The organism is Saccharothrix longispora, from assembly GCF_031455225.1.
Lineage (GTDB): Bacteria > Actinomycetota > Actinomycetes > Mycobacteriales > Pseudonocardiaceae > Actinosynnema > Actinosynnema longispora.
Window position 1 is genome coordinate 2,429,084 of the sequence record NZ_JAVDSG010000001.1, and the last position, 26,431, is coordinate 2,455,514.

A 26,431-nucleotide genomic window follows, 5' to 3' on the forward strand; every position below is an offset into this window, starting at 1 on the left:
GACCTCGGCCTCGGCGGCTGAGGTGGTGGTGTGCCCCAGCCAGGATCAGGGCAGGATGGTCGGGTGTTGATCCTGCGTGCCACCAGGAAGCTGCTGCGTCTGACGGATCCACCTACCGCGCCCGACGGCGATCGTGGCACGACGTTGCCAAGAGGGGTCGGCCCTCATGCCACCCCTGCCCTTCTACGGCGATAAGCCATCCCTGTAAGGGCACTACCAGCGAACACTCTGACGAAGGCCGGCTTCGATGAGTACGCCGCTGTAGGTGCCCACCAGTACGCGTCTGTGCTGGGCTGCCTCATCTCGCACAACCTGTGGTCGAAACCTCTCAACACACCTCCGCTGGACGCGGGTGCGGTCGCCGATGATCGAGAACGCAGTTGCTTGTCATCGACGAAGCTGGTCATCCGTGCGCGGACGGTGTTGTTCCGGCCGCTGTACCACCACGCCGTCGTGTGGTCCCGTATGGGCGTCGAACCGATGCGGGCGCGTGCGGGCGCGAATCGATCATGCGATGACCGCTACTCTGTGTGGCGAAGCGATAACTGGAATGACGGCTGTGGCCAGTGTCGGAAGAAGGTGGTCGCCATAGGCAACACGGACGCGGCGCGTCACTGCCCCTGCGGCACTCGGCTCGCCCGCGACAATCGCACCGACCACTGCGGTGCGTGCACGCGAGCGGGGCGACGTCGAAGCGCACCGCCTGACGTGCCTGCCGCGTTCTGGAACCACCCTGACCTGCGCCAAGCCATCGACGCCCGCGACATCGGCGCTGTCATCCGCTCCTACCGCACACACCCCCACCACCTCGAGCCCATCCGCCAAGCCACCGCTGCGGCTTGGATCGGCTTGTCGCCCACCAGGCTCAGTCGGATCGAGAACGGCGAGCCTGTCAACGACCTCACCAAGCTCGTGCGCTGGGCGCACATCCTGCGCATTCCCCACCACTTACTCTGGTTCCGGATGCCCGACGCACGCCCCGAAGAGTCCGCGTCCGGAACACGGGCGGTCGAACCACGGAAACCGGCGCAGGACACGATCATGCTCCCGGTGCTGATCAACGGGACGCCGGTGCTCCTGCCGCTCGACCGCCGCGTACTCCTCGAAGCGGAACTGGATCTGCCTGTGCCTCCGGATGGGGATGCCATGAGCCCTTTGAGCCGTCGTTCGATGTTGACCCACGGCATCGCCGTCACGGCATTGCCGTCGACCGGCTTCGACGAGACACACCGCGTCGCCGACGCGGTGGTCGATGCAAACCGCCGTCCGGACGGCGACGTGGTCGAGCACCTCAACCGCCGGATCGATACGGCGATGGCACAGGACCGCGTCGCCGGTGCCCGCGAGACCATGCCGACGGTGCTCGGCATCATGAACACCATCGAGGTCGGCGCCCGAGACGTGACACCATCCGCCCGTCGCGAACTGCTCGCCGTAGGCGCGCGAGGCGCGGAACTGTGCGGCTGGCTGTACCGCGAACTGCACCAGCCCGCTGCCGGGTACGGCTGGCTCGATCGCGGTATGGAATGGGCACAGGAAGCCGGCGACACCGCCATGCAGGGCTACCTGCTGTTGAAGAAGTCGCAGATGGCCTATGACGATCGGGACGCCTCCCGGGTCGCCACCCTCGCGTCAGCCGCGGCCGACGGGCCCTACGCACTCCCCGCCAAGGTCCGCGCAGAAGTCCTCCAACAGCAGGCACTGGGCATGGCCATGACCGGAGAGCCCTTGCACGCTGTCGAACGCACGCTCGACCAAGCCGAAAAGGTCTTCGACCAGTCTGCCGACGAGCATCGCCAGGACGCGCTCGGCGTCTACTTCACGACCCACACCCTGCGGCTGCGCCACGCGAACTGCCTCGCCGAGGCGGGCTCGCCCACGCGGGCCTCCGACCTGTATGCCCGCATCCTGGCAGACACCAGGCTGCCCAAACGCAATGCAGCGCTCCACCGGGCCCGCTGGGCGCTCACACTCGCCCGCAGTGGTGAACCCGACGAAGCGGCCACCCTCGCGTTGGAAGCGGTGCACGCGGCCAAGGCCACCGCTTCGCGGCGCACACTACGCACAATCGGAGAAGTCGCGACGGCCCTGAAACCGTGGAAAGCGCGAACAGCGGTGCGGGACCTGGGCAACGCGCTGCGAGACTGAGACGTTGCTGCCACTGCGACCTCCGCCACGAGCACGCCACTCCGCATGTGACATCGTCCCCCGGAGTCCATCTGGACTCGCCGGGGTCGTCGATGGGGCCGATCCTTCGGCGGCGGACGGGCGAGACGGGCGTCGTGATCGCGAAGGCTCGAGGAGCTGACGGGCGCGCGGCCGGTTGGCGGTCGTGCGCTGGTAGGACGGGCGTGCCGCCTGCACCGCCTCGCCGAGCTCACCGCTGCTCGGCTGCCGCACCTGCACCTGCACCTGCGTCGCCATCCCTGTTCGACACCGGAGTCGAACGTCGTCGACCAGGGGAAAGGGTAAGACGGCGGCTGGATGTCATCGGGAAGTCGCGCTACGTTCGGGAGCGCTCCCAGAATGTGTCTTCCACCTCGCTCGAGGAGCCGAACCATGTTGCGACAGCGTTGTCGCCCGGCCGCGATCCCGGCCGGCCTGCTCGTTTTAGTCCTGTCCGCGTTCCTGCTGCCCTCGGTGTCGATGAACGACGCCGCCGCGGCCGGTACGTCGCGCACCGGCACGGTGCCGCTCACCGAGTTGACCGTGGTGTCCGAGCAGGTGGCATCCGGTCTGCGACGTCCGATCGCGATCACCGGGCTACCGGACGGCCGGATGCTGATCGCGGAGAAGGAGGGCACCGTCCGTGCCTACCACCCCGACACCGGCCTGGCCGCCGAGCCGGTGCTCGACCTGACCGACCGGATCGACGCCTCCGACAACGAGCGCGGCCTGCTCGGCATCACACCCGCGCCGGACTTCGCCCGGACCAGGACCCTCTACGTGGCCTACACGAGCCTGCCGGCCGGCGCGCTGACCCTGGCGCGCGTGCCCCTCGGCGCTCCCGACCGGCCGCGGGTGTTGCTCACCCAGGAGCACGCCGAGTACGGCAACCACAACGGTGGACAGGTGGCGTTCGGCCGCGACGGCTACCTCTACTGGTCCCTCGGTGACGGCGGCCACACCCACGACCCGTTCAAGGCCGGCCAGGACCTCGGCACCCTGCTCGGCAAGATCGTGCGCATCGACGTCACCCGCACCTGCGGGCCGAAGCCCTACTGCGTGCCCTCCGGCAACCCGTTCGTCCGCGTGCCGGGCGCGCGGCCGGAGATCTGGCTCTACGGGCTGCGCAACCCGTGGAAGTTCTCCGTCGACCCGGTCGACGGCTCGCTGTGGATCGGTGACGTCGGCCAGGGCCTGGTCGAGGAGGTCAACCACATCCGCCCGTGGCAGGGCGGGGCGAACCTCGGCTGGTCCTGCCGGGAGGGCACCCCGGTGTTCGACCCGCAGCAGTGCCGCTCGGGCGGGCGGTACACCGACCCGGTCTTCGAGTACGACCACTACAACGACAACTGCTCGGTGACCGGCGGCGTGGTGTACCGGGGGTCCCGGACCCCGCAAGCGCGGGGGACCTACGTCGCGAGCGACTACTGCTCGACCCGCGTGTTCGCCGTGCGCCCCCGGTTCGACGGCGGCTACGAGTCCGCCGTGATCGGACACCTCCCCACCCAGCCGACCGCGATCGGCACCGACGTGCACGGCGAGCTGTACGTGCTCAGCGACCTCCCGGGATGGCTCAACCGCGTGCGGTTCGAGCTGGTCCAGCCGGCCCGCGCCGGCGGTGGGGTGGCGAACCGCTGACACCTCGGGCTACTGGCTGCGTGACACCTCCAGGGACGGCCGGGTCCGGGCGGTCGTCCCCGGCCTTGACGCACAGGCGTGGGTCTCCCGACACCCCGCTCACGCCGCTGATCGGTCTCCCAGGCACGCCCTCGTCGCCCCGGGGCAACGGTCGGGGAGATCCCGACGATACGCAGGACGGGTGGTCGAGTCGGAGGAGCGCCATGGCCGGGCTGGACGCGTTGCTGGACGAGGCGGGGCAGCGGCCGGGGACGGTGACCTGTGCCGCGATCCTGGGCGTGCTGGTCGGGTTCGGGACGCTCGTCGGCGCTGTGCTCGCCGGCGTGGTCCTGGTCGAGCCGTCCGGGGAGGGGTGGTTCGCGCTCGTCGCGTGGTCGGTGGTCGTCGCCCAGGTCGTGGCGGCGGTGCTGCTGCTCGCGGGCGGGGTGCGGCTCGCGATCGGCGCCGGCCGGCGCGCGTTGGTCGCCGGTGCCGTACTGGAGTTGGCGGTCTGCGCGGGCTACCTGCTCCACGCCCTGAGCGCGGTGGCGTCCGACGCGGGTGAATCGCCGGCCGCGGCCGTGGTCTTCATCGCCGTTCCGATCGTGGTCGCCGCCGCGGCGGGAGCGAGCCTGTTGCTGGCGTTGCGCCCGGTGACCGCCGAGTACCTGCTCTTCGGCCGGTACGTTCCCCGCTGACCGACATCGGCCCCGCGGTCGACACCCGCTGCTGCCGACGAGCCGACATCCCGCTGCCGGACGGAAAGGTCCTTCCCGGGCTGCGTGTGCTTCCTCGATCGGCCGGGTCGACGGACGACGTGCCGGCGGAGTACGTGCGGGGGGAGTGCCGGTCCGGCACCGCGGACGCGCCGACCAGCACTCGGCGCGTCCGGTCACCCCATGCCGGGCGTGCCCGTTCCGCCGGCCGTCATCGGTCGTTCCTCGCCGTTATTGGACTGACGGTGGTGGTCAGCCCGGTGCGGTGACAATCGGCCCGGGCGGGGCGGGGGCGCGGCCAGGTCGTGCAGTCGCCGGGGTGGGAAGTCGGTCCACGTCCCGGCGGGATCGCGGTCGGCGTGCAGGTGCAGGTCGAGGAAGCGTTGCCAACGCCGCAGGCCGTCGACGGCAGTGGCGACGTCGAGCTGCCCTGCCTCGATCGCGTCGGCGAACTCGTCGAGGTCGAGCAGTCGCTGGTGGCGGCCGTCGGTGGGAACCAGGACGTCGGCGTAGAGGTCGCGGACCGCGATCGAGTCCCCGGCGGTCGAGACGTGCACGAGGTCCACGTACCAGGTGGTCGGCCCGCTCCGGTCCCGGTCGGTCCCGTGATGGGACCGCCAGGCCGGAACCGACATGCCGACACCGAGGTCCAGCAGCACGAACACGCGTTCCAGCAGCGTGCCCCCCGGTCACGGCTCGAAGCCGTCCGGCAGCCGGAACTCGTAGGCGAGCGTGTCACCGAGGCGGACACCGGGCAAGGGCCCGAACAACGGGACCGGATCGCCGTGAGCGCCTCGCCAGACCTCGACTCGTTCCACCAACCAGCAGCGCGGGCAGGAGCGCCCGGGTGACGGCGATGTGGCCGAAGAGGTTGACTTCGAACACCCACCGCCACTGCGTCATCGGCAGGGCTTCGACCGGGGCGTTGACCTGGATGCCGGCGTTGTTGACGAGCGCGTGCAGCGCGCGCGGGTCGCCGGCGACCCGCGCGGCGAGTGCTTCCACCTGCTCGGGCTCGGTGATGTCGAGGATGATCGGCTCGACGCCGGTGGATCGGATGGCGTCGGCGTCGTGGTCGCGTCGCACGCCGGCCAGGACGTGGAATCCCCGGCGGGCCAGTTCGCGGGCGGTTGACGCGCCCATGCCCGTGGAGGCTCCGGTCACGACGACCAGCTTCCGCGCCGCGTGACACGGCGGTCCGAGCGTCGATGTGCGCTCGGACCGCCACTGCCGTTCGGAGCCGGTGTGTCCGTCGGGTCGACAGGCATCACCTGTTCGGTGCCTGGCATCGCGTGCAACACTCCGAGCATGACGGCCACGCCACCACCGGCCACACTGACCGTGCCCTCGGCGAGTGGCACCTGCCCGTTCTCCCCAGACGGGCAGCACATCAAGAGCACGGTGCCCGGACGCTCCACCTGCCAGTTCTGCGGTGCCGCGATGGTCCGGCCGGAGGCACCGTGAGCGCCCCGCAGTTGCCGCTCGACGCCCACGGCAACCCCCTCTGCCGCCACCGGTCCCCGGGCCGCTGCACCTGGTGGTGCTCCTACCGGCGCGCCATCGTGTGCATCGGCCCCGTCGCCGCCCTCTTCATCGCAGGCTGTGCCCTCACCTACCTATGGGGCACTCCCGACGCGCAGGACCGGGTCCTCGAAGCGTTCGGCGGCGTGTCCCTCGTGCTCGCCATCGGCGTGCCCGCGGTGCTGATCAGCGACCGCCGGACCTGACAGGAACGCCCCGCCGGCGAACGCCCGCTGGTCGGTTCAGCGCTTGCAGGCAGCCTCGCTCAACGTTCGAGCCGTGATCCCGTCATTGGCTGCGGCGTTCTCGGGCAGCATCGGCCCTCTGACAGACCGAGCACGTGCTCGACGACCGGACCACCCCCGCTCGCGCGGGGAGACGAGGTCGGCCTGGACGCGCACGCCCTCCGCGACGGACCACCCCCGCTCGCGCGGGGAAGACCACGCGGTGTTGCAGCACCTCGCCCGCCGGTCCGGACCACCCCCGCTCGCGCGGGGAAGACTCCGCGCCGCACTGCCAGAACCAGTGCACCCACGGACCACCCCCGCTCGCGCGGGGAAGACCGCATCGAGTGGGGCGACGACTCCTCGGCCACCGGACCACCCCCGCTCGCGCGGGGAAGACAGGTCATGACCTGCGACTTTGCAGGCCATAGTACGCTCTTTCATTCGGTTCGTTCCAGTGTCGGATATCGGCGGTTGGGTGCCGTGGACACCAGGTCTCGTGTCGGCGAGGCGTGAGCACGCTGCAGTCGATGGGGATACAGATCAGGGACGGTTCGTTGCGTTCGCAAGTTGCATGATAGTTCGACGCCCACTGCTTCTTTGGGCATCCTGACCGGGGTATCACCGGCGTTGAGGGTAAGTTGACCTGCGGAAAGCGCAAGTATCGTTACTTTGTGTGCAGGTAGTGTAACTGATTTGATAGTGGTGCGGTTCAGTGCTGGGAGGAGACGGGGCGCCATGGGCAACACCGAACCGGTGCGGCGCTGCATCTGTGGTACCCGGCTTGCCAGGGACAACCGCACCTCCCGGTGTGGTGCCTGCACCCATGCCGGACGCCGCCACCGGACCGAACCGCCCGAGGTGCCTATCGGGTTCTGGGATCACCCCGACCTGCGGGCCGCCCTCGCCACACGCGACATCGGCGCCATCATTCGCGCCTATCGCAAGCATCCCCACCACGGACAATCCATCTTGCAGGAGACTGTCGCATGTTGGATCGGCCTCTCCTCCACGCGACTGAGTCGGATCGAGAACGGCGAACCCGTCAACAATCTCGCCAAACTCAGCCGCTGGTCGCATACCCTCCGCATCCCGCAGCACCTCCTCTGGTTCCACCTGCCCACAGCACTGCGTGATGATGCAGCGAGTGGAACACCGACGATCGGCGGTCGAGAGACACCAGGCGATGCACTGCCGGTGGACGACCCACTTGTGCTGGGCGGCCGGTCGATGGCGGTGCGTTCAGGCGACGAGCAGCAGATCGACCTACAAGCGCTGATGTCGGCAGCAGCACAGCACGCGGTCGACTTCGGCTCCGTGCTGGCCACCACCACGACGGACAACCCGGACCTGGACTGGCTGGGGGTCGCGCTGGCCGAGTTGGCCACCGCCTACGTCCACACCCCCGCGGTGGATCTGCTCGTCCGCATCGTCGATGTTCGCGACACCGCGTTCACCCTGATTCGGCGAGGCGTACGGCCCCGTCAACTCCGCGACGCCTACGTAATCGCCGGGATCGGATGCCTTCTGCTGGCCTCCGCCTCGCAGAACCTGGGCGATCATTCCTGCGCCCGCACCCAGTTGCACACCGCGGAGCGCTGTGCCGAAGCAGCCGACAGCGACGCCCTGCGCGTGTGGGCGCGCGGCAGCGCCGCCCTGGCCCTGGAATGGAGCCCCACACCCGCCGCCGCGTTGAGATTCGTCGACTTCGACCCGAATGAAGCGGTAGGGCCCCAGACCATGCGCCGCACCCTCGCCCTGGAGGCACGAGCGAGCGCCCGAACGGGAAACGCCACACGAGCCCGCGACGCCCTACGGCGCCTGGACGAGCTGGAGGCGCTGCCCGAGCGGCACGACGAGGTCAGCGTCTTCGGAGGCCTCTTCACCTTCCCCACCGCCAAGGAGACCTACTACCGCGCCGGCACGCACGACCTGCTCGGCGACGCCGCACTCGCCCGCCATCACGCCGACCACGCACTCGCGGCCTACTCCACCGCGCCCGAGCAGGAGCGTTCCTACGGCGACATCGCACTCGCCCGCGTCGTGCTCGCCCACAGCCACCTGCTCGACCGGGATCTCGACGCCGCAGCGACAGCCCTGCAACCCCTGCGGCGACTCCCACCCGGCGAACGCATCGCCCAACTGCCCTCAGCGGTCCACCGCACCCACGGGCTGCTCACCGCCGTCGCAGGCGCCCGACATGCTCACGAACTGCTCGACGACCTACTCGAAGCACCTGCGGCTGCACGCTCGCTAGATTCGAGGAGTGACCGCACCGCGCCCTGACGAGGAAACCACCGAACTGCTGGTGGAGCGCGCCGCCCACGAGCTGGGTCTGAACACCAGCGGACTGCGGCTGCTACATCAACACGCCACCGCGGTCTACCTGCTGCCCGCCGCCGACGCCATCGCCCGCGTCCACACCGGCGACCCGGCCGCCGCCGTGCGCTCGGTGACGATCGCCCACTGGCTGACCGATCAAGGCTTCCCCGCCACGACCCCACTACCCGGCAGCCGACCGATCACCCACGACAACAAGCGCGCGATCACCTTCTGGACCCACTATCCCCAACCCACCCCGCCTGCCCGGCCCGACCCGGCCGCACTCGGGCGTCTCCTGCGGGAACTACACCGACTCCCGCCACCCCCCGTCATCCTCCCCGTCTACCGCCCCCTGGCCTCCCTGAACGCCACGATCGCCACCGCCGTCTGCCTGCACACCGAGGACCGTGCCTGGCTCACCGACACAGCCGGCGCCCTGCTGGTCGACTACGCCGAACTCGACTTCCCGCTCGGCCACGGTCACCTGCACGGCGACGCCTACCCCGGCAACCTGCTCCTCGACACCACCAGCGGACACTGGCGACTCGGCGACTGGGACGAAACCGCCGCAGGCCCACGCGAACTCGACCTGGCCAACACCTACCAGGGCATCCGCATGGGCCGCACCACCGCCGAACTGAATCGCTTCGCGCAGGCATACGGCTACGACCTGCGCGACTGGACCGGCCTGCCGACTCTGCGCGCGATCCGAGACCTTCACACCCTGGGATCCTTCATCCGCCGCGCGGACCGCGGCGACAGCGAAGCCGCCACCGAACTCCGTCGCCGCCTCCACGTGCTGCGACAAGGCGGGCCGACAAGGACCTGGCACGGCGTCTGACAGATGCCTCCTCACCGTCGTCGATTCACGCGGAGGACCGGTGTCGACGACAGTGAGGGCTGTTGCGTCTGGACCCTCGCTCACATGGAGTGAGGTTGTCCCCGATGACCGGATTTCATGCCACGAGGGCGAGACCCTGACGATAGCCGACGCGGGCTTCGTGCGGGGTGCGATAGCCGAGTGTCGAATGTAGACGATCGTGGTTGTAGTAGCCCAGATAGGCGAAAACGTCCCTGCGGGCGTCGTCGCGGGTCTCCCAGACCGTCGTGCCGATCTCGGTCTTGAGGGTGGCGAAGAACGACTCCGCGACGGCGTTGTCGAAGCACGACCCGGTCCGCCCCACCGATGGCCGGATGCCGTGACCGGCGAGGGCGGAGCGGAACAGTCCGGAGGTGTATTGCGACCCGCGATCGGCGTGAAAGACCGCGTCATCGCTGGTCAGGCCGCGTCGGACGGCGAGGTCGAGGGCGTCGCGGACCAGCTCGGCGCGCATGTGGTCGGCCATCGCGTGTCCGACGACCTCGCGGTTGTGCAGGTCGATCACCGTGGCCAGGTAGAGCCACCCCTCCCGCGTGGGCAGGTAGGTGATGTCGCCGACCAGCCGCCTGCCCGGGGCCGGGGCGGTGAAGTCGCGGCCGATCAGGTCCGGTACCGGCGCCGCGATCGCATCAGGCCTGGTCAGCGACCTGCGGCGTCTGCGGGTGAGACCGACGACCCCGCGCTCGCGCATGACCCGCCCGACCCGCTTGTGGTTCACCCGACGGCCTCGGCGGCGCAGCGCGACGACGATCCGCGGACGCCCGTAGGCGCCCCGGTGACCCGCGTGCACCTCGGCGATCTCGGCGGCCAGGCGCTCATCCGCCTTCGCCCGCTCCGTCCTGGTCGGGGCGGCGGCGAGCCACTCGTAGAAGCCCGGACGCCGCACGCCCAGGACCCTGCACAGCCGGGTGACGCCGAAGACGGCGCGATGTTCGGAGATGAACCGGTAGCTGCGGGTCAACGACCCATTGGGGTTGTCCCCGTGAGCCGGACACCTTGATCCCAGACAGCGCTCCGGGCGAAGGATGTCCTCCGTGTTAGGCAAGTAAAGTACCCCGAGCAGTTCCGCAGGGACGCCGTCGCGCTGGCCCGCTCCCCGGACCGGCCGTTGCGGCAGGTCGCCCGCGAGCTGGGTGTCAACCACGAGACCCTGCGCAACTGGGTCCGCACCGCCGAACAGCTGTCGGGAGCTGTGGGTTGATCTGCGGAAAACGCAAGTGTCGCTACGTTGGGTCATCGGTAGCGTGACGGGGTTGGCCGGTGTGGTCGGTAATGGAGGGAGACGGTCATGGGGGAGACCGGTGCGGTGCGTCACTGTGCCTGTGGCACCCGGCTCGCCCGGGACAACCGCACCTCCCGCTGTGGTGCCTGCACCCGGACCGGGCGTCGCTCCCGGACCGAACCGCCCGAGGTGCCCGTCGAGTTCTGGAACCACCCGCCGCTGCGCCGCGCCCTGCTCGCCCGTGACATGGGCGCCGTCATCCGGGCCTACCGCACACACCCCCACCACGGACGACCCGTCCGCCAGGAGACCGTCGCAACCTGGATCGGCCTGTCCTCCACACGACTGAGCAGGATCGAGAACGGCGAACCCGTCAACGACCTGACCAAACTCACCCGCTGGGCGCAACTCCTCCGCATCCCGCGCCATCTTCTCTGGTTCCACCTTCCCGCCGAAGTAGGTGATGACGTAGCGAGTGGAACGCCGGTAGCTGGCGGTCAGGAATCAGCAGGGGATGCGCTGCTACCGAATGACACCAGCGCTGAGGCGATGGACGCCGGCAACGCCGAGCAGTTGCGGAGACGATTGGACTCGCTGCTGTCCGGTACAGCGTCATCCGCCAGGCTGGAGATGGTCGAGCAGCAGGTGCTCGACCACCTGACGCAGTACACCCGCACCGGCCCGGCCGAAGCCCTGGGCTCACTGGTTCCCGATCTCGCCGAGGTGCACGCGCTGGCCGCGCGCCGCCATCCGCTCGCGGTCCACCGGACCTTGTCGACAGCGATCACCATGCTGACGCTGCTGGTGGCCGATGCCCACATGAAGCGCGGGCTCGTCGACGACGCGAGGCGCTGGTACCGCACGGCGCTGTTGTCCGCCCGTGACGGCGACGATCCGCTGCTGGCCGCCCTGGTGCTGGCTCAGCAGACCATGCTCGCCTACTACTACGAAACACCCGAGCAGACGATCCGCCTGGCCCGGCGCGCCCAGGAACTGGTCGCCGACACCGTGTGCGATGCCGCCGTGCTCGCCGCAGCCGCCGAAGCCCGCGCGCTGGGCAAGCTCGGTGACGCCCGCGGCGTCCACCACGCGCTCGCCGACGCCCGTCGCCTGACCGACCGGCTCGCCGAACTGCGCGCGAATGACGATCCCCACGCCGCCTACCGCTTCAACCACGGCCGGTTGGCGCTGTACACCTCCGGCGCGCTGTCCAACCTCGGCGACGTCGCCCACGCACACGAAGCCCAGGACCAGGCCCTGGACACCTATGCCACCGACCCTCGACTGGTGATCGATCCGGCGTTGATCCGCCTGGACCGCGCGTTCGTCCAAGCCACCGCAGGCGACCCGGCCGGTGGCGCCGACCTCGCCGCGGCCACACTCACCGAGCTGCAACCGGCTCACCGCACCGCCGTCGTGCTCATCCGCGCCCGCGACGTCGTCACCGCCGCCGAAGCCCTACCCGGTATGCGCAGGAACGCAGCGTCCGCCGTGAGGCAACTACGCGAACTCACCACTGTGTGACCACCTCGCGACAGCAACCAGTCGACGCCCTCCGGAACCGCCACCGCCATCGCCAGCTCCACCCCGCGCACACCGGCGGCGGCGGCCGCCCGGACACTGGAACGGTGACTTCAGGGCCGTACGAGGCGACCGCACACGACTTCACCGCCGCCACCACTCGACCGCTGCTGGAACAGGCATGCCGCATCGCCAGCCTGGACAGCAGCCACGTCCGAGTGCTGCGCCACCACAGCAACGCCGTTTACCTCGTCGGCCACCCCTCCCACGAAGTCGTGGTCAAGATCGGACGCCCGGGAGTCGATCCTGACCAAGACCTGCACGACGCCCGCGGCCTGGTCGAACTCACCCGGTGGCTCACCCGCCACGACGTGCCCACCACGACCCTGCTCGACACACCACCCCAGCCGCTGTTCATCGACGGCCACGTGGTCACCCTGTGGCACTACCTGCCCCAACGGCACCCGATCACCACCCAGGCCATCGCCGCGCCCCTGCGGGCACTGCACCAAGCGCCCCCTCCGCCGATCACCCGTCCCGCACTGGACCCGCACACCGCGATCACCCGCTCGATCGCCACCAGCCGCATCCTCACCGCGCGACAACGAGACATGCTGCTCGACCGCCTCGATCGGCTCATGCCCGCCTGGACCGCGCTGTGCTCGACCTCGACAGCCCGACTCCTCCACACCGACCCCCAACACCGCAACACCCTCTGGCGCCACTGCACCGGCCGCCCCCTCCGGTCCGTCGAGCAAACCGCGACTCAAGCCGTGCTGTGCGACCTGGACGACATCACCCTGGGCCCTGTCGAATGGGACTTGGCCACTATCGAGATCCACCACCGTCGATTCGGCCACCCCACCGCCGACTACAGCGCCTTCTGTCGTATCTACGACCGCGACATCCGCGACTGGCCGGGCTACCCCGACCTTCGCGACCTGCGAGAACTACGCATGATCGCTACCAACGCCCGCAAATCCCTGCCGGACAGCCCACAGGCCGCCGAAGTACACCGCCGCATCGACGAACTCGATGATCCTCCGAACCAGCGCTGGCGAATCCTGTAGACCTGAGAAAGGGCGCACCGCGACCTGACCACCCCCGCTCGCGCGGGGAAGACTCGGCCAGGCGCTCGGAGCGCTTGGCGGCCGGGGGACCACCCCCACTCGCGCGGGGAAGACGGGCACACGAGCCTGGACAACGACTTCGCGCCGGGACCACCCCCGCTCGCGCGGGGAAGACGTACCAGACCTGGTGCACGTGGTGCACGCGGTCCGGACCATCCCGCTCGCGCGGCGAAGACCCCCTGACCTCCCTGTACGGCCACTCAGGCCGGGGACCACCCCCGCTCGCGCGGGGAGAACGTCAACCGCGTCAAGCTGCTGCGCGACCACGACGGACCACCCCGCTCGCGCGGGAGAACTTCACGTGTCCGGCGTAGATGAGCTGCGCGACGGGACCACCCCCGCTCGCGCGGGGGAGAACGATGCCGCCGCGCTTCTCGACGACGTACGTCGCGGACCACCCCCGCTCGCGCGGGGAGAACCTCGCGCCCTCCGACGACGCGCCCCTGGCGCTGGGACCACCCCCGCTCGCGCGGGGAGAACGCAGTCAACGCCCTGGATCCAGGGCTGGCGACCGGACCACCCCCGCTCGCGCGGGAAGAACGATGACGAAGACACCGAGCGGGTCGCAGAACACGGACCACCCCCGCCCGCGCGGGGAGAACGATCGCCCGCACCGGCATCCCGTACCTGTGGGGGGGACCACCCCCGCTCGCGCGGGGAGAACGCGACCCTGTTCAAGAGCGTCCCCGGCGCGATGGGACCACCCCCGCTCGCGCGGGGAGAACGCTGTCGTCGAGCACCCCGAGCATCTCCAGCAGGGACCACCCCCGCTCGCGCGGGGAGAACCAGGACCCGGCCGAGGTCGTGCAGCTCGCTGAGGGACCACCCCCGCTCGCGCGGGGAGAACTGGTGTCCTCGATCGGCGACGCCGTGTCGAGTCGGACCACCCCCGCTCGCGCGGGGAGAACCTGCTGACCGTCCAGGCCGTGCTGAACACCCCGGGACCACCCCCGCTCGCGCGGGGAGAACCGCAACACGTCCACGGAGTGGCGGCGCATCCTGGGACCACCCCCGCTCGCGCGGGGAGAACCCGAACGCCAGGCACAGGGCGCGCAGCCCGGCCGGACCACCCCCGCTCGCGCGGGGAGAACTGGTCGGCGCAGTAGCCGGTGCGCTCCACCAGGGGACCACCCCCGCTCGCGCGGGGAGAACTGCTGCGGTCCGTAGGTTACGGGCTTTCGGGGCGGACCACCCCCGCTCGCGCGGGGAGAACGCCGTAGGGGGCGATCAGCGTGACCGTCCCGCCGGACCACCCCCGCTCGCGCGGGGAGAACCCTGGCCGGCCCCCGGCGCTCCGGAAATCCTGGGGACCACCCCCGCTCGCGCGGGGAGAACGCCACCGCCGACGCCATGGCGCTGCTCGACGACGGACCACCCCCGCTCGCGCGGGGAGAACTCGTTCGAGAAGAAGCGCGACGCCCTCGACCTGGGACCACCCCCGCTCGCGCGGGGAGAACGGCAGCGCCCGGCCGCCCTCCGCGACGGTGACCGGACCACCCCCGCTCGCGCGGGGAAGACACGGTGTGGATGGTGCCGCATCCCGGGCAGCGCGGACCACCCCCGCTCGCGCGGGGAAGACCATGGCCCGGCGGGCGGTGAGCTACCGGCAGGGGGACCACCCCCGCTCGCGCGGGGAAGACGACGCGACGTTCGTCGCGGAGGCCCTCGGCGCAGGACCACCCCCGCTCGCGCGGGGAAGACCCGCACAAGCTCGGCGACCTGGAGCGCGCGACCGGACCACCCCCGCTCGCGCGGGGAAGACAACCGCTCGACGGGGTTCTTGCCGTAGCGGCGCGGACCACCCCCGCTCGCGCGGGGAAGACCCGAACGATCGTGGTCACCCACGCGGGCAGCTGGGACCACCCCCGCTCGCGCGGGGAAGACACTTTCTGACCTGCCACGTTACAGGTCGATGCCCGCATTTTCATTCGGTTCGCTACGGTCTCGGATATTGCTTCCGGTAGTGGCTGCGTTCCGGCGGAGGCGCTGCGGCGGAGGTCTTCACTTCCCCGCGACTGTCGACGGCCGCGTCCGACCCCAACGGCTCGCTGCTCCCCGGATCACCACACCGGTCGAGCTCACCTCTCCGTGATCCAGCCCGCCGCCGAAGCGGACGTCGAGTATTGGACCGCTCAGAAACATCCCGACCTGCGCGACCACTTTCAGCGGCTCGCTGTCCGGCACCGACAGGTCGAGGCCGAGTTCCGCGAGGCCGCGACGTGTTCGCGCAGTTCCCCGTGACCACCTCGAACTCAAGAGGCACTGAGTGTCTGAGTGTGTCGGCTGGTGACTGTCGGTGCCCTATGCCACGCTCACGCTGCGGGGAAGGGGCAGGGGGTGGCGTCAACAGGGGAGGTGGCCGCTCAGGTCCGGGCCGCGTGTGCAAAGGGTGGGCAGGCGCGGACCGCGCTCGAACAGGCGGAAGACCTGGCCCAGGAGGCGCACGGCATCCTGGCCCGCGCGCTTGAAGGCGCGCGTCATCTCGGAGCGGACGGGGAACAGGTGTTGGCCGCGTTCACAAGGGTGGTGGACGCGTGCAAGGGCCACTACTGGCCGCTACTCAATGAGGCCGTGAAAGCCGCCGAGAGCTACGCGGCCCGCCTGGCGGCTGAGGGGATGCCCGACCCCGCGTCGACCGCTCAACGGCCCGCACAATCCCCGGCACAGCCCTCCCGACGGTCCTCAGCCCGCCAAGCCGAATCCGACGACCCGCTCGTGATCCCGAACGAACGGATCGAGGCGCTACGACAGGAGTTGCCTCCGCCTGTGGTGCGTGGATCCGGGCAGAAGACGCACGGCCGGTGGATCGGCCCGGATGGCACTGTTCGGGATATCGTCAGTGGTGAGGATTCCCGTACCGACCTGGTGAACGCACAGCTTGTCGCGAAGGGGTGGGAGGATGGCACCACCCGTGACTCGGATATTGAAATGAAACTGGCCGCGCACATGGTCGAAAATGAGGTGCGCCATGCGACGGTGATCATTAACAACGCGCCGTGCAAAGGTCGTTTGAGCTGTGACACCCTTGTGCCGATCCTGCTTCCCAAGGGAGCCACGCTGACAGTTCACGGCGTTACCCCAACCGGCATACGTACACGCATTCGCTACACAGGAGGAGCGGAACCGTGGTGGCTCTAGAAGCCTGGTTCGACGCCGACACCGACGAACCGACGATGATCCATAGCCCGGCCGAACTGGACAAGGTGTTGGACATCGTCGCAGAGTGGGAAGGCCGGATGATCGTGGAACTGTTCGTTGCCGACAACCCACGCCGGGCGATCTTTGATGTCGGTGTGTACGGGCAGGGCGAACGAGGCGCGCTCTACTACGCCAGTAGAGGCGAAAAGTGGTTCAGTCGAGGTGCCCCAGTCGACCCATCCGGAACCGACCAGGCCAAAAAACTGCTGTACTACTACATGAACTCCGACACCGAATACCCGGCTGACGCGGAAATCCCGCTGGAGGTGGTGCGCCGGGCCGCCCACGAGTACATGAGCACGGGAGGCGAGCGTCCCACCGTCACCGACTGGCAACCACGGCCCTCACGATGATCCCGGCCGGTCCCGCCGAGCAGTCGCTGAATCCCGCCAGGTAAGTAACCGGGTTGGGACCACCCCCGCTCGCGCGGGGAAGACCGCGTGCGGCTGGCACCGGCGCCAGCCGCGGTCGGACCACCCCCGCTTGCGCGGGGAAGACCACCGGTACGGCCGGATGCGTGAACGCGTCCTGGGACCACCCCCGCTCGCGCGGGGAAGACGCCAAAGCGCTGCTGTGGCTCGCAATCGGCGCGGGACCACCCCCGCTCGCGCGGGGAAGACGCCAAAGCGCTGCTGTGGCTCGCAATCGGCGCGGGACCACCCCCGCTCGCGCGGGGAAGACTCTTCCTGACCTGCTACGTTACAGGCCGATGCCCGCATTTCATTCGGTTCACTACGGTCTCGAATGTCCGACAGGGTGATCTTCCCGTTCGTGCGGACGGTCCGGACCGCAGCGCAAGGTCGTCGATGCTCAACTGAGCCTTTCCAACCTGGCCGTGTGGGCGGTGACCATGGTGGAGACATGGCGAAGCTCCTGGTAGATGACTTCCCGACCAAGAGCAAGGCCATCACCAGGAGCTTCGAGCGCTTGTCCACCCATCCGCAATCGACCTGTCCAGGTCACACCTGCGGTTCCTCGCTCGGGAACTGACCGCGCACCGACGGCGGGTCGGCAGCAGGTGGCGCGAGCTCGACCCCGGCCGCCAAGCACTGCTCGTCCTGGTGCACCTGCGCTGCGGCGACACATACACCCGTCTCGCAGCCGGATTCGGCATCGGCCTGGCCACCGTCTGCCGTTACATCCATGAAGCGGTCCGGCTTCCGGCCGACCTCGCACCGGATCTCACCGAGGCGACGCGGATCGCCGCGCGCGAGGCCCACGTCATCCTCGACGGCACCCTGCCGCTCATCGACCGCATCGCCGCAGACCGCCCTTACTGCTCCGGAAGCACAAGCGCCACGGCATGAACGTCCAAGGCCTGGCCCATCCCGCCGGGCGACTGCCGTGGACCTCGCCCGCGCTGTCCGGTTCGGTCCACGATCTGACCGCGGCCCGCCCCCACTACATCGTCGACGCTCTTACCATCCATGGCCAACATCGCCTGCTGGGCCGATAAGGTCCACCGAGGCGCGGGCGGTCCGATCCGAGTGCCCTACCACGGCAGGTGGCACAACCTCTCGCCCGGTCAACAGGCGGTCAACCGCTCCCACACCCGCATCCGCGCCCTCGGCGAACGAGCCGTCTCGACCCTGAAAGCCTGGCGGCTACTGCGCAGACTCCGCTGCTCCACCACCCGTATCACCGACCTGACCGGAGTCGTCCTCGCACTACACCTCAACACCGGATGAAGTTGGAAGGCCTCCGTGTACGGACAGACCGCCAATGGCACTCGAACCCGCACCCGCTACACAGGAGGAGCCCAACCGTGGTGGACCTAGAGGCTTGGTACGACGAGGAACAGGACGACGCCGTGACTGTCCGCACCCCCGCCGAACTGGACGCCGTGGTGGACGCCGTGGCCGCGTGGGACGGCCGGATCATCGTGCACCTGAAACCGGCCCTGCCAGTGGACCTGGCCATGCGGCGGATGACCCTGGACGTAGGCGTCCACGGCAACACCGGTAAGGGCGCACTCGTCTACACCTCACCGGACGGACTATGGTTCAGCAAAGCCGAACCCGATCAGCACGCGAATCCGAACGGCCGAATTCTGTACTACTACATGAATTCGGACACCGAGTACCCGGTCGATTCCGAAATCCCGCTGGACGTGGTGCGCCGAGCGGCACACGAGTACTTGACCGTGGTTGCACAACGGCCGACCGCGCCCACCTGGCAGACACCCCCCGCGTGGTACCCCACAACCGGATGACGTCGGCCGATCCGCCGCGTAGTCCAAGACCGAGCCAGCACGTCGACGGGTCACGTACAGCGCATGACCAGCACGTGACCCCGACGACAGCCAACGGCAAGCGCACGGACCTCAGGCGTTCCCCAAGCCGTAGTGGCTCCTGCGGCGTTCTCAGCGCCTTCTGGCCAGAGGTTGGTTTGAAGGTCTGGTTGACCGATTCGATGACCTGGCGCAGCGGCTTGAACAGTGCATCGCAGGGCGCTGAGGGGCATCCCCGCTCGCGCGGGGAAGACCCCGAGCCCGAGTTCCCCGCGTTCGGCGGCGAGGGACCACCCCCGCTCGCGTGCGGGGAAGACAGGCCCACCCTGTCATCGGGCCGAGAATGGGCGGACCACCTCCGCTCGCGCGGGGAAGACCGCAGTTCGGCGAGCCAATCCGCCCGGGACACCGGACCACCCCCCGCTCGCGCGGGGAAGACGCTGACCAGCTCACGGAACTTCTCGCGGAGCGCGGACGACCCCCGCTCGCGCGGGGAAGACCGGTGCTGTGCTGCTGCCCTTTCAGTGCGGCTGGACCACCCCCGCTCGCGCGGAGAGAACCATGTCCGCACGCCGCGCGTCCACCACACCCTGGGGCCACCTCCGCTCGCGCGGGGAGAACCCGGACGGACCGGACCGCCGTGTGCTCCGGGTAGGACCACCCCCGCTCGTGCGGGGAGAACGCCGGGCGCGTGCCGACCAGGGCACCGGGCGACGGACCACCCCCGCTCGCGCGGGGAGAACGCCACCGAGAACGAGCAGGTGCAGGGCGATGGCGGACCACCCCCGCTTGCGCGGGGAAGACTGGCAGGGCGAGGGGAACTTCGACGTGGAGGTAGGACCACCCCCGCTCGCACGGGGAAGACCTCGACTGGATGCGGATGCCCGCGCGAGCGGGAGGGACCACCCCCGCTCGCGCGGGGAAGACATCTGCCCCGACCGCTTCCCGCCCGGCGCTCGCGGACCACCCCCGCTCGCGCGGGGAGACCCGCACGGAGATCCGGCCGCCGTGCGCGATCGCGGACCACCCCCGCTGGCGCGGGGAAGACGCCGTGGCCGCGCCGACCGTGCCGAGACACGCGGGACCACCCCCGCTCGCGCGGGGAGACCCGCACGGAGATCCGGCCGCCGTGCGCGATCGCGGACCACCCCGCTCGCGCGGGGAAGACGTGCGCGCGGCCTGGCCGGCCGACGCCGACCGGACCACCCCCGCTCGCGCGGGGAAGACAAGCGCCGCTACGCCCGCTCGCCGTTGGAGCGGGGACCACCCCCGCTCGCGCGGGGAAGACCGCTCCGAGAGAGAGGCCCAGTACTCGATCGTCGGACCACCCCCGCTCGCGCGGGGAAGACACTTCCTGACCTGCAATGTTACAGGTTGATGCCTGCATTTTCATTCGGTTCATTGCGGTCTCGGATATCCGGCTGGGTGGTCTTTCTGCTCGCGCAGGGCGGTCCAGATCTCGGCGCAAGGTCGTCGATCAGTTCCCTTCATCGGGTGCCGGTGTCAGAGCCTGCTGGTTGATCTGCGGAAAACGCAAGTGTCGCTACGTTGGGGCATCGGTAGCGTGACGTGGTTGACCAGTGTGATCGGTAATGGAAGGAGGCGGTCGTCATGGGGGAGACCGACGCGGTGCGGTACTGTGCCTGTGGCACCCGGCTCGCCCGGGACAACCGCGCTTCCCGCTGTGGTGCCTGCACCCGGGCCGGACGCCGCCACCCGACCGGGCCGTCCGAGGTGCCCGTCGGGTTCTGGAACCACCCGCCGCTGCGCCGCGCCCTGTTCGCCCGTGACATGGGCGCCGTCATCCGGGTCTATCGCACGCACCCCCACCACGGACATCCCATCCGGCAGGAGACCGTCGCAGCCTGGATCGGCCTGTCCTCCACGCGACTGAGCAGGATCGAGAACGGCGAACCCGTCAACGACCTGACCAAGCTCATGCGCTGGGCGGAACTCCTCCGCATCCCGCACGACCTACTCTGGTTCCGGTTGCCCGACACAGGCGACCCCGCGCGGAAGGTGCAGGCGGAACAACGCCGTGAGCAACCACCCGGCGGGCTGCATCTCCAGGTAGTACTCGACGGTCAGTTGACGCTCGTGCCGCTGGACTGGGGGAGTATCGCGACCAGTGACCTTGCCTCTCGCCTGGACAGGTGGATCATGGATGGTGTTCGCCTGTCCGGAGTGAATGCCGATCCCGTCGGTAACGACGACGTGTCGATAAGCCGCCGCTCCTTTCTTCTGCAAGGGACCGCCGTCTTCATCTTTCCGGCGCTCGGGCCGGACGAGGTCGCCCAGGTGGATAAGGCTATGGCGGACCCTCGCCGCTTTTTGGACCGGGAAGTGGTCGGCCACCTCGGCCGTCAACTCCGTGAGGCTATGGCATATGATGGCCGCCAAGGGCCGAAGAAGACATTGCCGGTCGCGCTCGGGCTCCTGGAAGCCATTCGGCAAGTGGCGCGTGACGTGAAGCCCGATATTCGCCGTCAACTTCTGTCGATAGGCGCGAGAGCGGCGGAATTCGCCGGTTGGCTCTATCGGGACGCCCAAGCGCCTGAGCAGGCCAGTTTTTGGCGGGACCGCGCGACCGAGTGGGCACAAGAAGTCAACGACACCTCCATGCAGGGCTACATCCTGCTGAAGAAGGCACAAGCCGCCTACGACGAGCGCGATGCACTGCGGATGCTGACCCTCAGCCAAGCCGCTCAATCCGGCCCTTGGTCGCTTCCGGTCCGTGTAAGAGCTGAAGCGGCCCAGCAGGAAGCCCGTGCCCACGCGATGCTCGGAGTGGACGACATCGAGGTCGACCGTAAACTGGACGAGGCCCACCACCTGTTGGCAGATGCGGAGAGCAGCGGCACCGACGAAGCGCTCGGCGGCCACTACAACGCCACGTTGCTGGCGATGTAGACGGCGATCTGCCACACGGAAGCCGGTCGTCCGCGTCGAGCCGCCGACCTGTACCGCGCATTCTTGTCCGCCCACGAGTTCTCGCCTCGTGATTACGGCTACTTCATGTCGCTCATGGCGACATCGTTGGGCTTGGCAGGCGAACCCGACGAAGCAGCCCGCACGGCGCTCAAATCCCTGACGCTGGCCCAGCAGACCGACTCAGACCGCACTCTGAAAGAGCTGTCCGTGGTCGTCGGAACCCTGAAACCCTGGAAGACCCGAGCGGCCGTGCGGGAACTGCGCGACGCGGTATCTGCGGTCACCGTCAAGCCGCGGTGATCCACTCCGCCACAGTCCGGATGACCAACGCCTGCCACTCCCGGCTCTGAGGGTCGAGATAGCCCGGATCGTCGTGCACGGCGAACCCATGCTGCGAGCCGTCGATCTCGACCAACCGGTGCTCGGCCTCGAGCTGGGACACAGCCCAGCGCGACGACTCGACCGGAACGAAAGTGTCCCTGGTCCCGTGCACGATCAGCGTCGGCGCGGCGATCTCGCCCAGCGACAAGTGCGGACTCAACCAGAACACCTCGTTGAGCAGGGCCCGCCCGTGACGGAAGGTAGGAGTGAAGTCGATGTAGCCCTGCCCGGCCAGCCGCCGGGACGTCTCGTCGTCCAGATAATCACCGGACCAGTAGTCCCGACTGTCGATCGTCCGCTTCTTGTAGTCCAACTGAGGGTTGAGCAGTACCAAGCGCTGAACCTCGTCAGGCCGCTTGGCCGCGTAGTAGGCGCACAGGCCGCCACCGAAACTCGCGCCGAGCAGACTCGCCGTACCGACACCCGACGCTTCCCGGAGATGCGCCAAGGCGACACGGATGTCGTTGAGGATCGCAGACAACGTCACGTCCTCCTGGCGGCCTTCACTCTGGCCGTGGCCGCGCAGATCGAAGCGCAGACTCGCGACAGCGACGTCAGCCAGACCGTCCGCCAAGCGTTCGAAGAAGCCGCCCTCCTCACGAGTGACGCCACCACCATGGACAAGGACAACTGCATGACGCACTGTCACTGCAGGCGTGACGATCGTGCCCCTGAGTTCGAGGCCGTCAAGAGTCCGGAAGGCTGTCTCAACGCTGGTAGCGACCATGTCGGCTCCTGTAGCTCATCGACTGCGATCATCATCGCAGGGTGACGATCACGGCGGCACGGCAGAGCTATCGAACAGGGCACCTGCCAGGAGCAAGCATCACGCGATGACGCGGAACCACCTCTGCTGGCGAGCGTCGAGTTCGAGTAACCACCCCCGCTCGCGCGGGGAAGGTTGACACGTAAGGACTTCCCACCATGGCGACCAAGAACCACCCTCGCTCGCGCGGGGAAGACTCGCCGATCCACAGCACCAGCTGCTCGCTCGGGAAACCCGTTCGCGTGGAAGTCGTGAAGACGGCTGGCGGCATCGAGCTGGCGAAGGGACCACCCCCGCTCGCGTGGGGAAGACCACGATGCGCAGACGCGGGCTGGACGGCGGGTCGGACCACCTCCGCTCGCGGAGGGAAGACGTCGAGCCCGTAGGCGGGCACGGCGGGCACGGCGGGCACGGCGGATCACCCCCGCTCGCGCGGGGAAGACCTCGTTCGGGTCGACACCGAGGTGGAGCATCAGGGACCACCCCCGCTCGCGCGGGGAAGACCCCGCAGCTTTGCGTTGTTCCCACCTGACATGCGGACCACCCCCGCTCGCGCGGGGAAGACCAGCACCCGGAGGAAGCGCGGGAGCACGGCTGGGGACCACCCCCGCTCGCGCGGGGAAGACGAGATCAGTGCGGAACAGATGCCGATGTAGACCGGACCACCCCCGCTCGCGCGGGGAAGACCAGCTCGGCGGCCGTGCCGATGGCGGCCTGGAGCGGACCACCCCCGCTCGCGCGGGGAAGACGGCCTGCCTCGTGGCCGGCGCACCGCGGAGGCGGGACCACCCCGCTCGCGCGGGGAAGACTTGCCCATACTGGGCCTTCCGTGAACCGTAACTGGACCACCCCCGCTCGCGCGGGGAAGACCCGTCGTTCGCGCGGAAGGTCGACGCCGAGCGGGGATCACCCCCGCTCGCGCGGGGAAGACCGACGACCGCGTCGTCAAGGGCCGTGCCGACCTGGGACCACCCCCGCTCGCGCGGGGAAGACGACGACGTCCTGTGTGGACACGCCGGTGTCTCCGGACCACCCCCGCTCGCGCGGGGAAGACGTGCTGGGGGTGCGCGTCGGCCGCGGTGAGGACGGATCACCCCCGCTCGCGCGGGGAAGACCCGGTGTTCGACGTCCAGGAGGAACGCACCACCGGACCACCCCCCGCTCGCGCGGGGAAGACTTGGCCTTGGTGGTGGTGCCGATCTCCACCGCCGGACCACCCCCGCTCGCGCGGGGAAGACTACGGCCGGGACGCGGGCGTGTTCTGCCCGTTCGGACCACCCCCGCTCGCGCGGGGAAGACTTGGCCTTGGTGGTGGTGCCGATCTCCACCGCCGGACCACCCCCGCTCGCGCGGGGAAGACTACGGCCGGGACGCGGGCGTGTTCTGCCCGTTCGGACCACCCCCGCTCGCGCGGGGAAGACTTCCACCCATTCGGGCAGACATTTCGCGCACAGGGACCACCCCCCGCTCGCGCGGGGAAGACGACGCGGTTGTGCCGCGCGCTCAACCGGCCGAGGGACCACCCCCGCTCGCGCGGGGAAGACTCGAGCGCCTCGGACAGACCGGACAGGCCCAGCGGACCACCCCCGCTCGCGCGGGGAAGACTCGGATCGACCTACAGCCGCTAGGCACCACCCGGGACCACCCCCGCTCGCGCGGGGAAGACGGCCGCCTTGGCCGCCCTGACCGCGCGGTCGGCGGGACCACCCCCGCTCGCGCGGGGAAGACGCAACGGCGACACCGTGGAAATCAGCGGTGCGAGGACCACCCCCGCTCGCGCGGGGAAGACACGGCCTCGTCCGTCAGGACCTCCGGCAGCGCCGGACCACCCCCGCTCGGGCGGGGAAGACGTGTTCAGACGACGCCCGATGGTCCTGCGTGCCGGACCACCCCCGCTCGCGCGGGGAAGACTCGCCGGACGGCGACGAGGGGTCGGTCGCCTACGGACCACCCCCGCTCGCGCGGTGAAGACCACACCATGCAGTGGCCCGACCACCACCCGGAGGGACCACCCCCGCTCGCGCGGGGAAGACTTCACCGGCGCGTCGATCCCCTTGAGCGCCTGCGGACCACCCTCGCTCGCGCGGGGAAGACCGACCAGTCGCCGTGAGCAGGCCCGTGACGTGCGGACCACCCCCGCTCGCGCGGGGAAGACCCGTCGCGAGTCTCCACCTGGATCACCCCGCTAGGACCACCCCCGCTCGCGCGGGGAAGACGGGCGGTGTGAAGTCACCCGGAGGTCCCGCCGGGGACCACCCCCGCTCGCGCGGGGAAGACGGGGCGTACTCCGCGCAGCGCCTGGCGGTCGCCGGACCACCCCCGCTCGCGCGGGGAAGACGGCCCCACGACCCACTATGGGGCCGCGCGCAGCGGACCACCCCCGCTCGCGCGGGGAAGACACTTCCTGAGCTGCTACGTTACAGGCCGATGCCCGCATTTCATTCGGTGCATTGCGGTCTCGAATATCGTCCTGATGTTCAGCAGGGCAGGCGTCGGCAGGGCCATCTCATTCGGAAGCCTTACTTGTCGATGCAACGACGCGGATTTCGAACGAGGAGAGTCCCACGGCTCCTGACCCGCATGAGATGCCCGACGGCGACAAGCTTGCCTGAGCTGCAGCCAGCCACGTAGGTCGGCTGATTCTCGCCGACCTACGTGGCTACCTACTTCCGGGGCAAGAAGCACTACCGCTCGCCCTCGAACCCGGCTACGCGGTGGGAGAGCCGTACGCAGCCGGGCTGTGCCCCGTGGTCGCAGGGGCGTCGCACCGTACAGGGGCAGAGGCAGGGCCGGCACACAACGCCGCCCCCACCCCTGCCCCTGTCTCGGCGGACGCGCCCCGCAACCGCGGGGCACCCCCGAGCCGCAAGAGGGCGCGACACGATGAACATCCGACCATCCCGACACCGCCTCGCCACGGCCTTCGACCAGTACAGGCACACGCTGCTGCGCTGGGCACGCCGCCCCGTAACCATCCGGGTCTTCCACAACCTCAACGATCGCGCACTGCTCGTCGGCTACCACGGACAACCGGTCACCGAAGTCCTCGCCTACCGCGAGCCGCCGGCATCACGCAGCCGCGACGTGGACCTGGTCGAGGCTGCCTTCCAGCTGTGCAACATCGGAGACGACCCCGAGTTCGGCAAGCCCGACCCGCGCGCCATCCGCTACCGCGACCGCGGCAACAGGTCGCTGTCCATCGGCGACATCGTCGCGGTCGACGGCCGCTTCTACGCCTGCCAGCGCATCGGATGGCGCCGCATCCCGCAACCGCGGCAACTCAACGAGCGGCGCCACGGCACCACGCCACTGCACCGCGACCAGCGCCCCACACCGGGAAGCGACCCGCGCTCGCCCGACACACAGCACTAACGCCCGGCACAACGCCACCGCGCTCCACCCGACCGAGCACGGCCGGCCCCAGGGTTGCCGTGCCGATGCCGCACGCCGGGACACCGCACCCCACGCGACCCCTCCCCACCTTGGGACAAGCGCCCCGCCGGCATGACCGCCGGACACCGGCAGGGGAGCGGTAAGCGACCGAACACGACGGCCTCCACAGCAAGCCGCGCCCCCGGCCACCTCCCGCACCACCCCACTGCGGGC

18 protein-coding genes, 2 pseudogenes and 3 CRISPR repeat arrays are annotated in these 26,431 nt (G+C 69.6%); of the genes and pseudogenes, 16 read left to right on the plus strand and 4 right to left on the minus strand.

Annotation, left to right across the window (positions count from 1 at the left end):
* Window positions 1–708 precede the first annotated feature (708 nt).
* The 3 genes from J2S66_RS09750 (at window position 709) to J2S66_RS09760 (ending at window position 4,481) form a co-directional block, all read left to right on the plus strand.
* Window positions 709–2,148, plus strand: a complete 1,440-nt coding sequence (locus tag J2S66_RS09750) for a helix-turn-helix domain-containing protein (RefSeq protein WP_310306414.1) — start codon at window positions 709–711, stop codon at window positions 2,146–2,148.
* Between the two features lie 411 nt (window positions 2,149–2,559).
* On the plus strand, window positions 2,560–3,804 hold the full coding sequence (locus tag J2S66_RS09755; RefSeq protein WP_310306416.1) for a PQQ-dependent sugar dehydrogenase: 1,245 nt from the start codon (window positions 2,560–2,562) through the stop codon (window positions 3,802–3,804).
* Window positions 3,805–4,007: 203 nt separating this feature from the next.
* Window positions 4,008–4,481, plus strand: a complete 474-nt coding sequence (locus J2S66_RS09760) for a hypothetical protein (protein WP_310306419.1) — start codon at window positions 4,008–4,010, stop codon at window positions 4,479–4,481.
* Window positions 4,482–4,675: 194 nt separating this feature from the next.
* On the opposite strand, the gene J2S66_RS09765 is transcribed toward J2S66_RS09760, so the two are convergent.
* On the minus strand, window positions 4,676–5,164 hold the full coding sequence (locus J2S66_RS09765) for a DUF402 domain-containing protein (protein ID WP_310306421.1): 489 nt from the start codon (window positions 5,162–5,164) through the stop codon (window positions 4,676–4,678).
* A gap of 70 nt (window positions 5,165–5,234) precedes the next feature.
* Window positions 5,235–5,888 carry an SDR family NAD(P)-dependent oxidoreductase gene (locus J2S66_RS09770; RefSeq protein WP_310306423.1) on the minus strand — a complete coding sequence of 218 codons (654 nt, stop codon included), beginning with the start codon at window positions 5,886–5,888 and terminating at the stop codon, window positions 5,235–5,237.
* 71 nt (window positions 5,889–5,959) lie between these two features.
* On the opposite strand from J2S66_RS09770, the gene J2S66_RS09775 reads away from it, so the two are divergent.
* The 3 genes from J2S66_RS09775 to J2S66_RS09785 all read left to right on the plus strand — a co-directional run bounded on the left by J2S66_RS09775 (window position 5,960) and on the right by J2S66_RS09785 (window position 9,407).
* Window positions 5,960–6,226, plus strand: a complete 267-nt coding sequence (locus J2S66_RS09775; RefSeq protein ID WP_310306425.1) for a hypothetical protein — start codon at window positions 5,960–5,962, stop codon at window positions 6,224–6,226.
* Window positions 6,227–6,372: 146 nt separating this feature from the next.
* A CRISPR array of direct repeats spans window positions 6,373–6,644; the repeat unit is 29 nt; unit sequence CGGACCACCCCCGCTCGCGCGGGGAAGAC.
* 338 nt (window positions 6,645–6,982) lie between these two features.
* On the plus strand, window positions 6,983–8,530 hold the full coding sequence (locus tag J2S66_RS09780; RefSeq protein WP_310306427.1) for a hypothetical protein: 1,548 nt from the start codon (window positions 6,983–6,985) through the stop codon (window positions 8,528–8,530).
* On the plus strand, window positions 8,511–9,407 hold the full coding sequence (locus J2S66_RS09785; RefSeq protein WP_310306428.1) for a phosphotransferase family protein: 897 nt from the start codon (window positions 8,511–8,513) through the stop codon (window positions 9,405–9,407). The genes J2S66_RS09780 and J2S66_RS09785 overlap by 20 nt, the downstream gene beginning before the upstream one ends.
* A gap of 115 nt (window positions 9,408–9,522) precedes the next feature.
* On the opposite strand, the gene J2S66_RS09790 is transcribed toward J2S66_RS09785, so the two are convergent.
* Entirely contained in the window at window positions 9,523–10,407 is an 885-nt protein-coding gene (locus J2S66_RS09790) for an IS3 family transposase (RefSeq protein ID WP_310306430.1), read from the minus strand.
* A gap of 96 nt (window positions 10,408–10,503) precedes the next feature.
* On the opposite strand from J2S66_RS09790, the pseudogene J2S66_RS37115 reads away from it, so the two are divergent.
* The 9 genes and pseudogenes from J2S66_RS37115 to J2S66_RS09830 form a co-directional block, all read left to right on the plus strand.
* Window positions 10,504–10,647 (plus strand): annotated as a pseudogene (locus J2S66_RS37115) (transposase); the annotation flags it as partial.
* 87 nt (window positions 10,648–10,734) lie between these two features.
* A complete protein-coding gene (locus J2S66_RS09795; protein ID WP_310306432.1) occupies window positions 10,735–12,192 on the plus strand; it encodes a helix-turn-helix domain-containing protein in 1,458 nt (485 codons plus the stop codon).
* 104 nt (window positions 12,193–12,296) lie between these two features.
* On the plus strand, window positions 12,297–13,259 hold the full coding sequence (locus J2S66_RS09800; RefSeq protein WP_310306434.1) for an aminoglycoside phosphotransferase/kinase family protein: 963 nt from the start codon (window positions 12,297–12,299) through the stop codon (window positions 13,257–13,259).
* A gap of 389 nt (window positions 13,260–13,648) precedes the next feature.
* Window positions 13,649–15,203: direct repeats of the CRISPR family, unit length 28 nt; unit sequence GGACCACCCCCGCTCGCGCGGGGAAGAC.
* 471 nt (window positions 15,204–15,674) lie between these two features.
* Entirely contained in the window at window positions 15,675–16,457 is a 783-nt protein-coding gene (locus J2S66_RS09805) for a DddA-like double-stranded DNA deaminase toxin (RefSeq protein ID WP_310306436.1), read from the plus strand.
* The gene (locus J2S66_RS09810) at window positions 16,445–16,870 is read left to right on the plus strand and encodes an Imm1 family immunity protein (protein WP_310306438.1); all 426 of its coding nucleotides are present in this window, start codon (window positions 16,445–16,447) and stop codon (window positions 16,868–16,870) included. The genes J2S66_RS09805 and J2S66_RS09810 overlap by 13 nt, the downstream gene beginning before the upstream one ends.
* A 591-nt stretch (window positions 16,871–17,461) precedes the next feature.
* Window positions 17,462–18,205: pseudogene (locus tag J2S66_RS09815) on the plus strand (transposase family protein).
* Window positions 18,206–18,282: 77 nt separating this feature from the next.
* The gene (locus J2S66_RS09820; protein ID WP_310306441.1) at window positions 18,283–18,729 is read left to right on the plus strand and encodes an Imm1 family immunity protein; all 447 of its coding nucleotides are present in this window, start codon (window positions 18,283–18,285) and stop codon (window positions 18,727–18,729) included.
* A 1,629-nt stretch (window positions 18,730–20,358) separates the two neighbouring features.
* Window positions 20,359–21,657, plus strand: coding sequence for a helix-turn-helix domain-containing protein (locus J2S66_RS09825; RefSeq protein WP_310306443.1), 1,299 nt, complete (start codon window positions 20,359–20,361; stop codon window positions 21,655–21,657).
* Between the two features lie 63 nt (window positions 21,658–21,720).
* Window positions 21,721–21,978 (plus strand): hypothetical protein, encoded by a 258-nt coding sequence (locus J2S66_RS09830; protein WP_310306445.1) that lies wholly within the window; start codon window positions 21,721–21,723, stop codon window positions 21,976–21,978.
* On the opposite strand, the gene J2S66_RS09835 is transcribed toward J2S66_RS09830, so the two are convergent.
* Window positions 21,965–22,786, minus strand: coding sequence for an alpha/beta hydrolase (locus tag J2S66_RS09835; RefSeq protein ID WP_310306447.1), 822 nt, complete (start codon window positions 22,784–22,786; stop codon window positions 21,965–21,967). The genes J2S66_RS09830 and J2S66_RS09835 overlap by 14 nt on opposite strands.
* Before the next feature lie 323 nt (window positions 22,787–23,109).
* Window positions 23,110–25,224: direct repeats of the CRISPR family, unit length 28 nt; unit sequence GGACCACCCCCGCTCGCGCGGGGAAGAC.
* A 484-nt stretch (window positions 25,225–25,708) separates the two neighbouring features.
* Here J2S66_RS09835 and J2S66_RS09840 point away from each other — a divergent pair.
* Window positions 25,709–26,197 carry a hypothetical protein gene (locus J2S66_RS09840; protein ID WP_310306449.1) on the plus strand — a complete coding sequence of 163 codons (489 nt, stop codon included), beginning with the start codon at window positions 25,709–25,711 and terminating at the stop codon, window positions 26,195–26,197.
* Window positions 26,198–26,431: the final 234 nt, after the last annotated feature.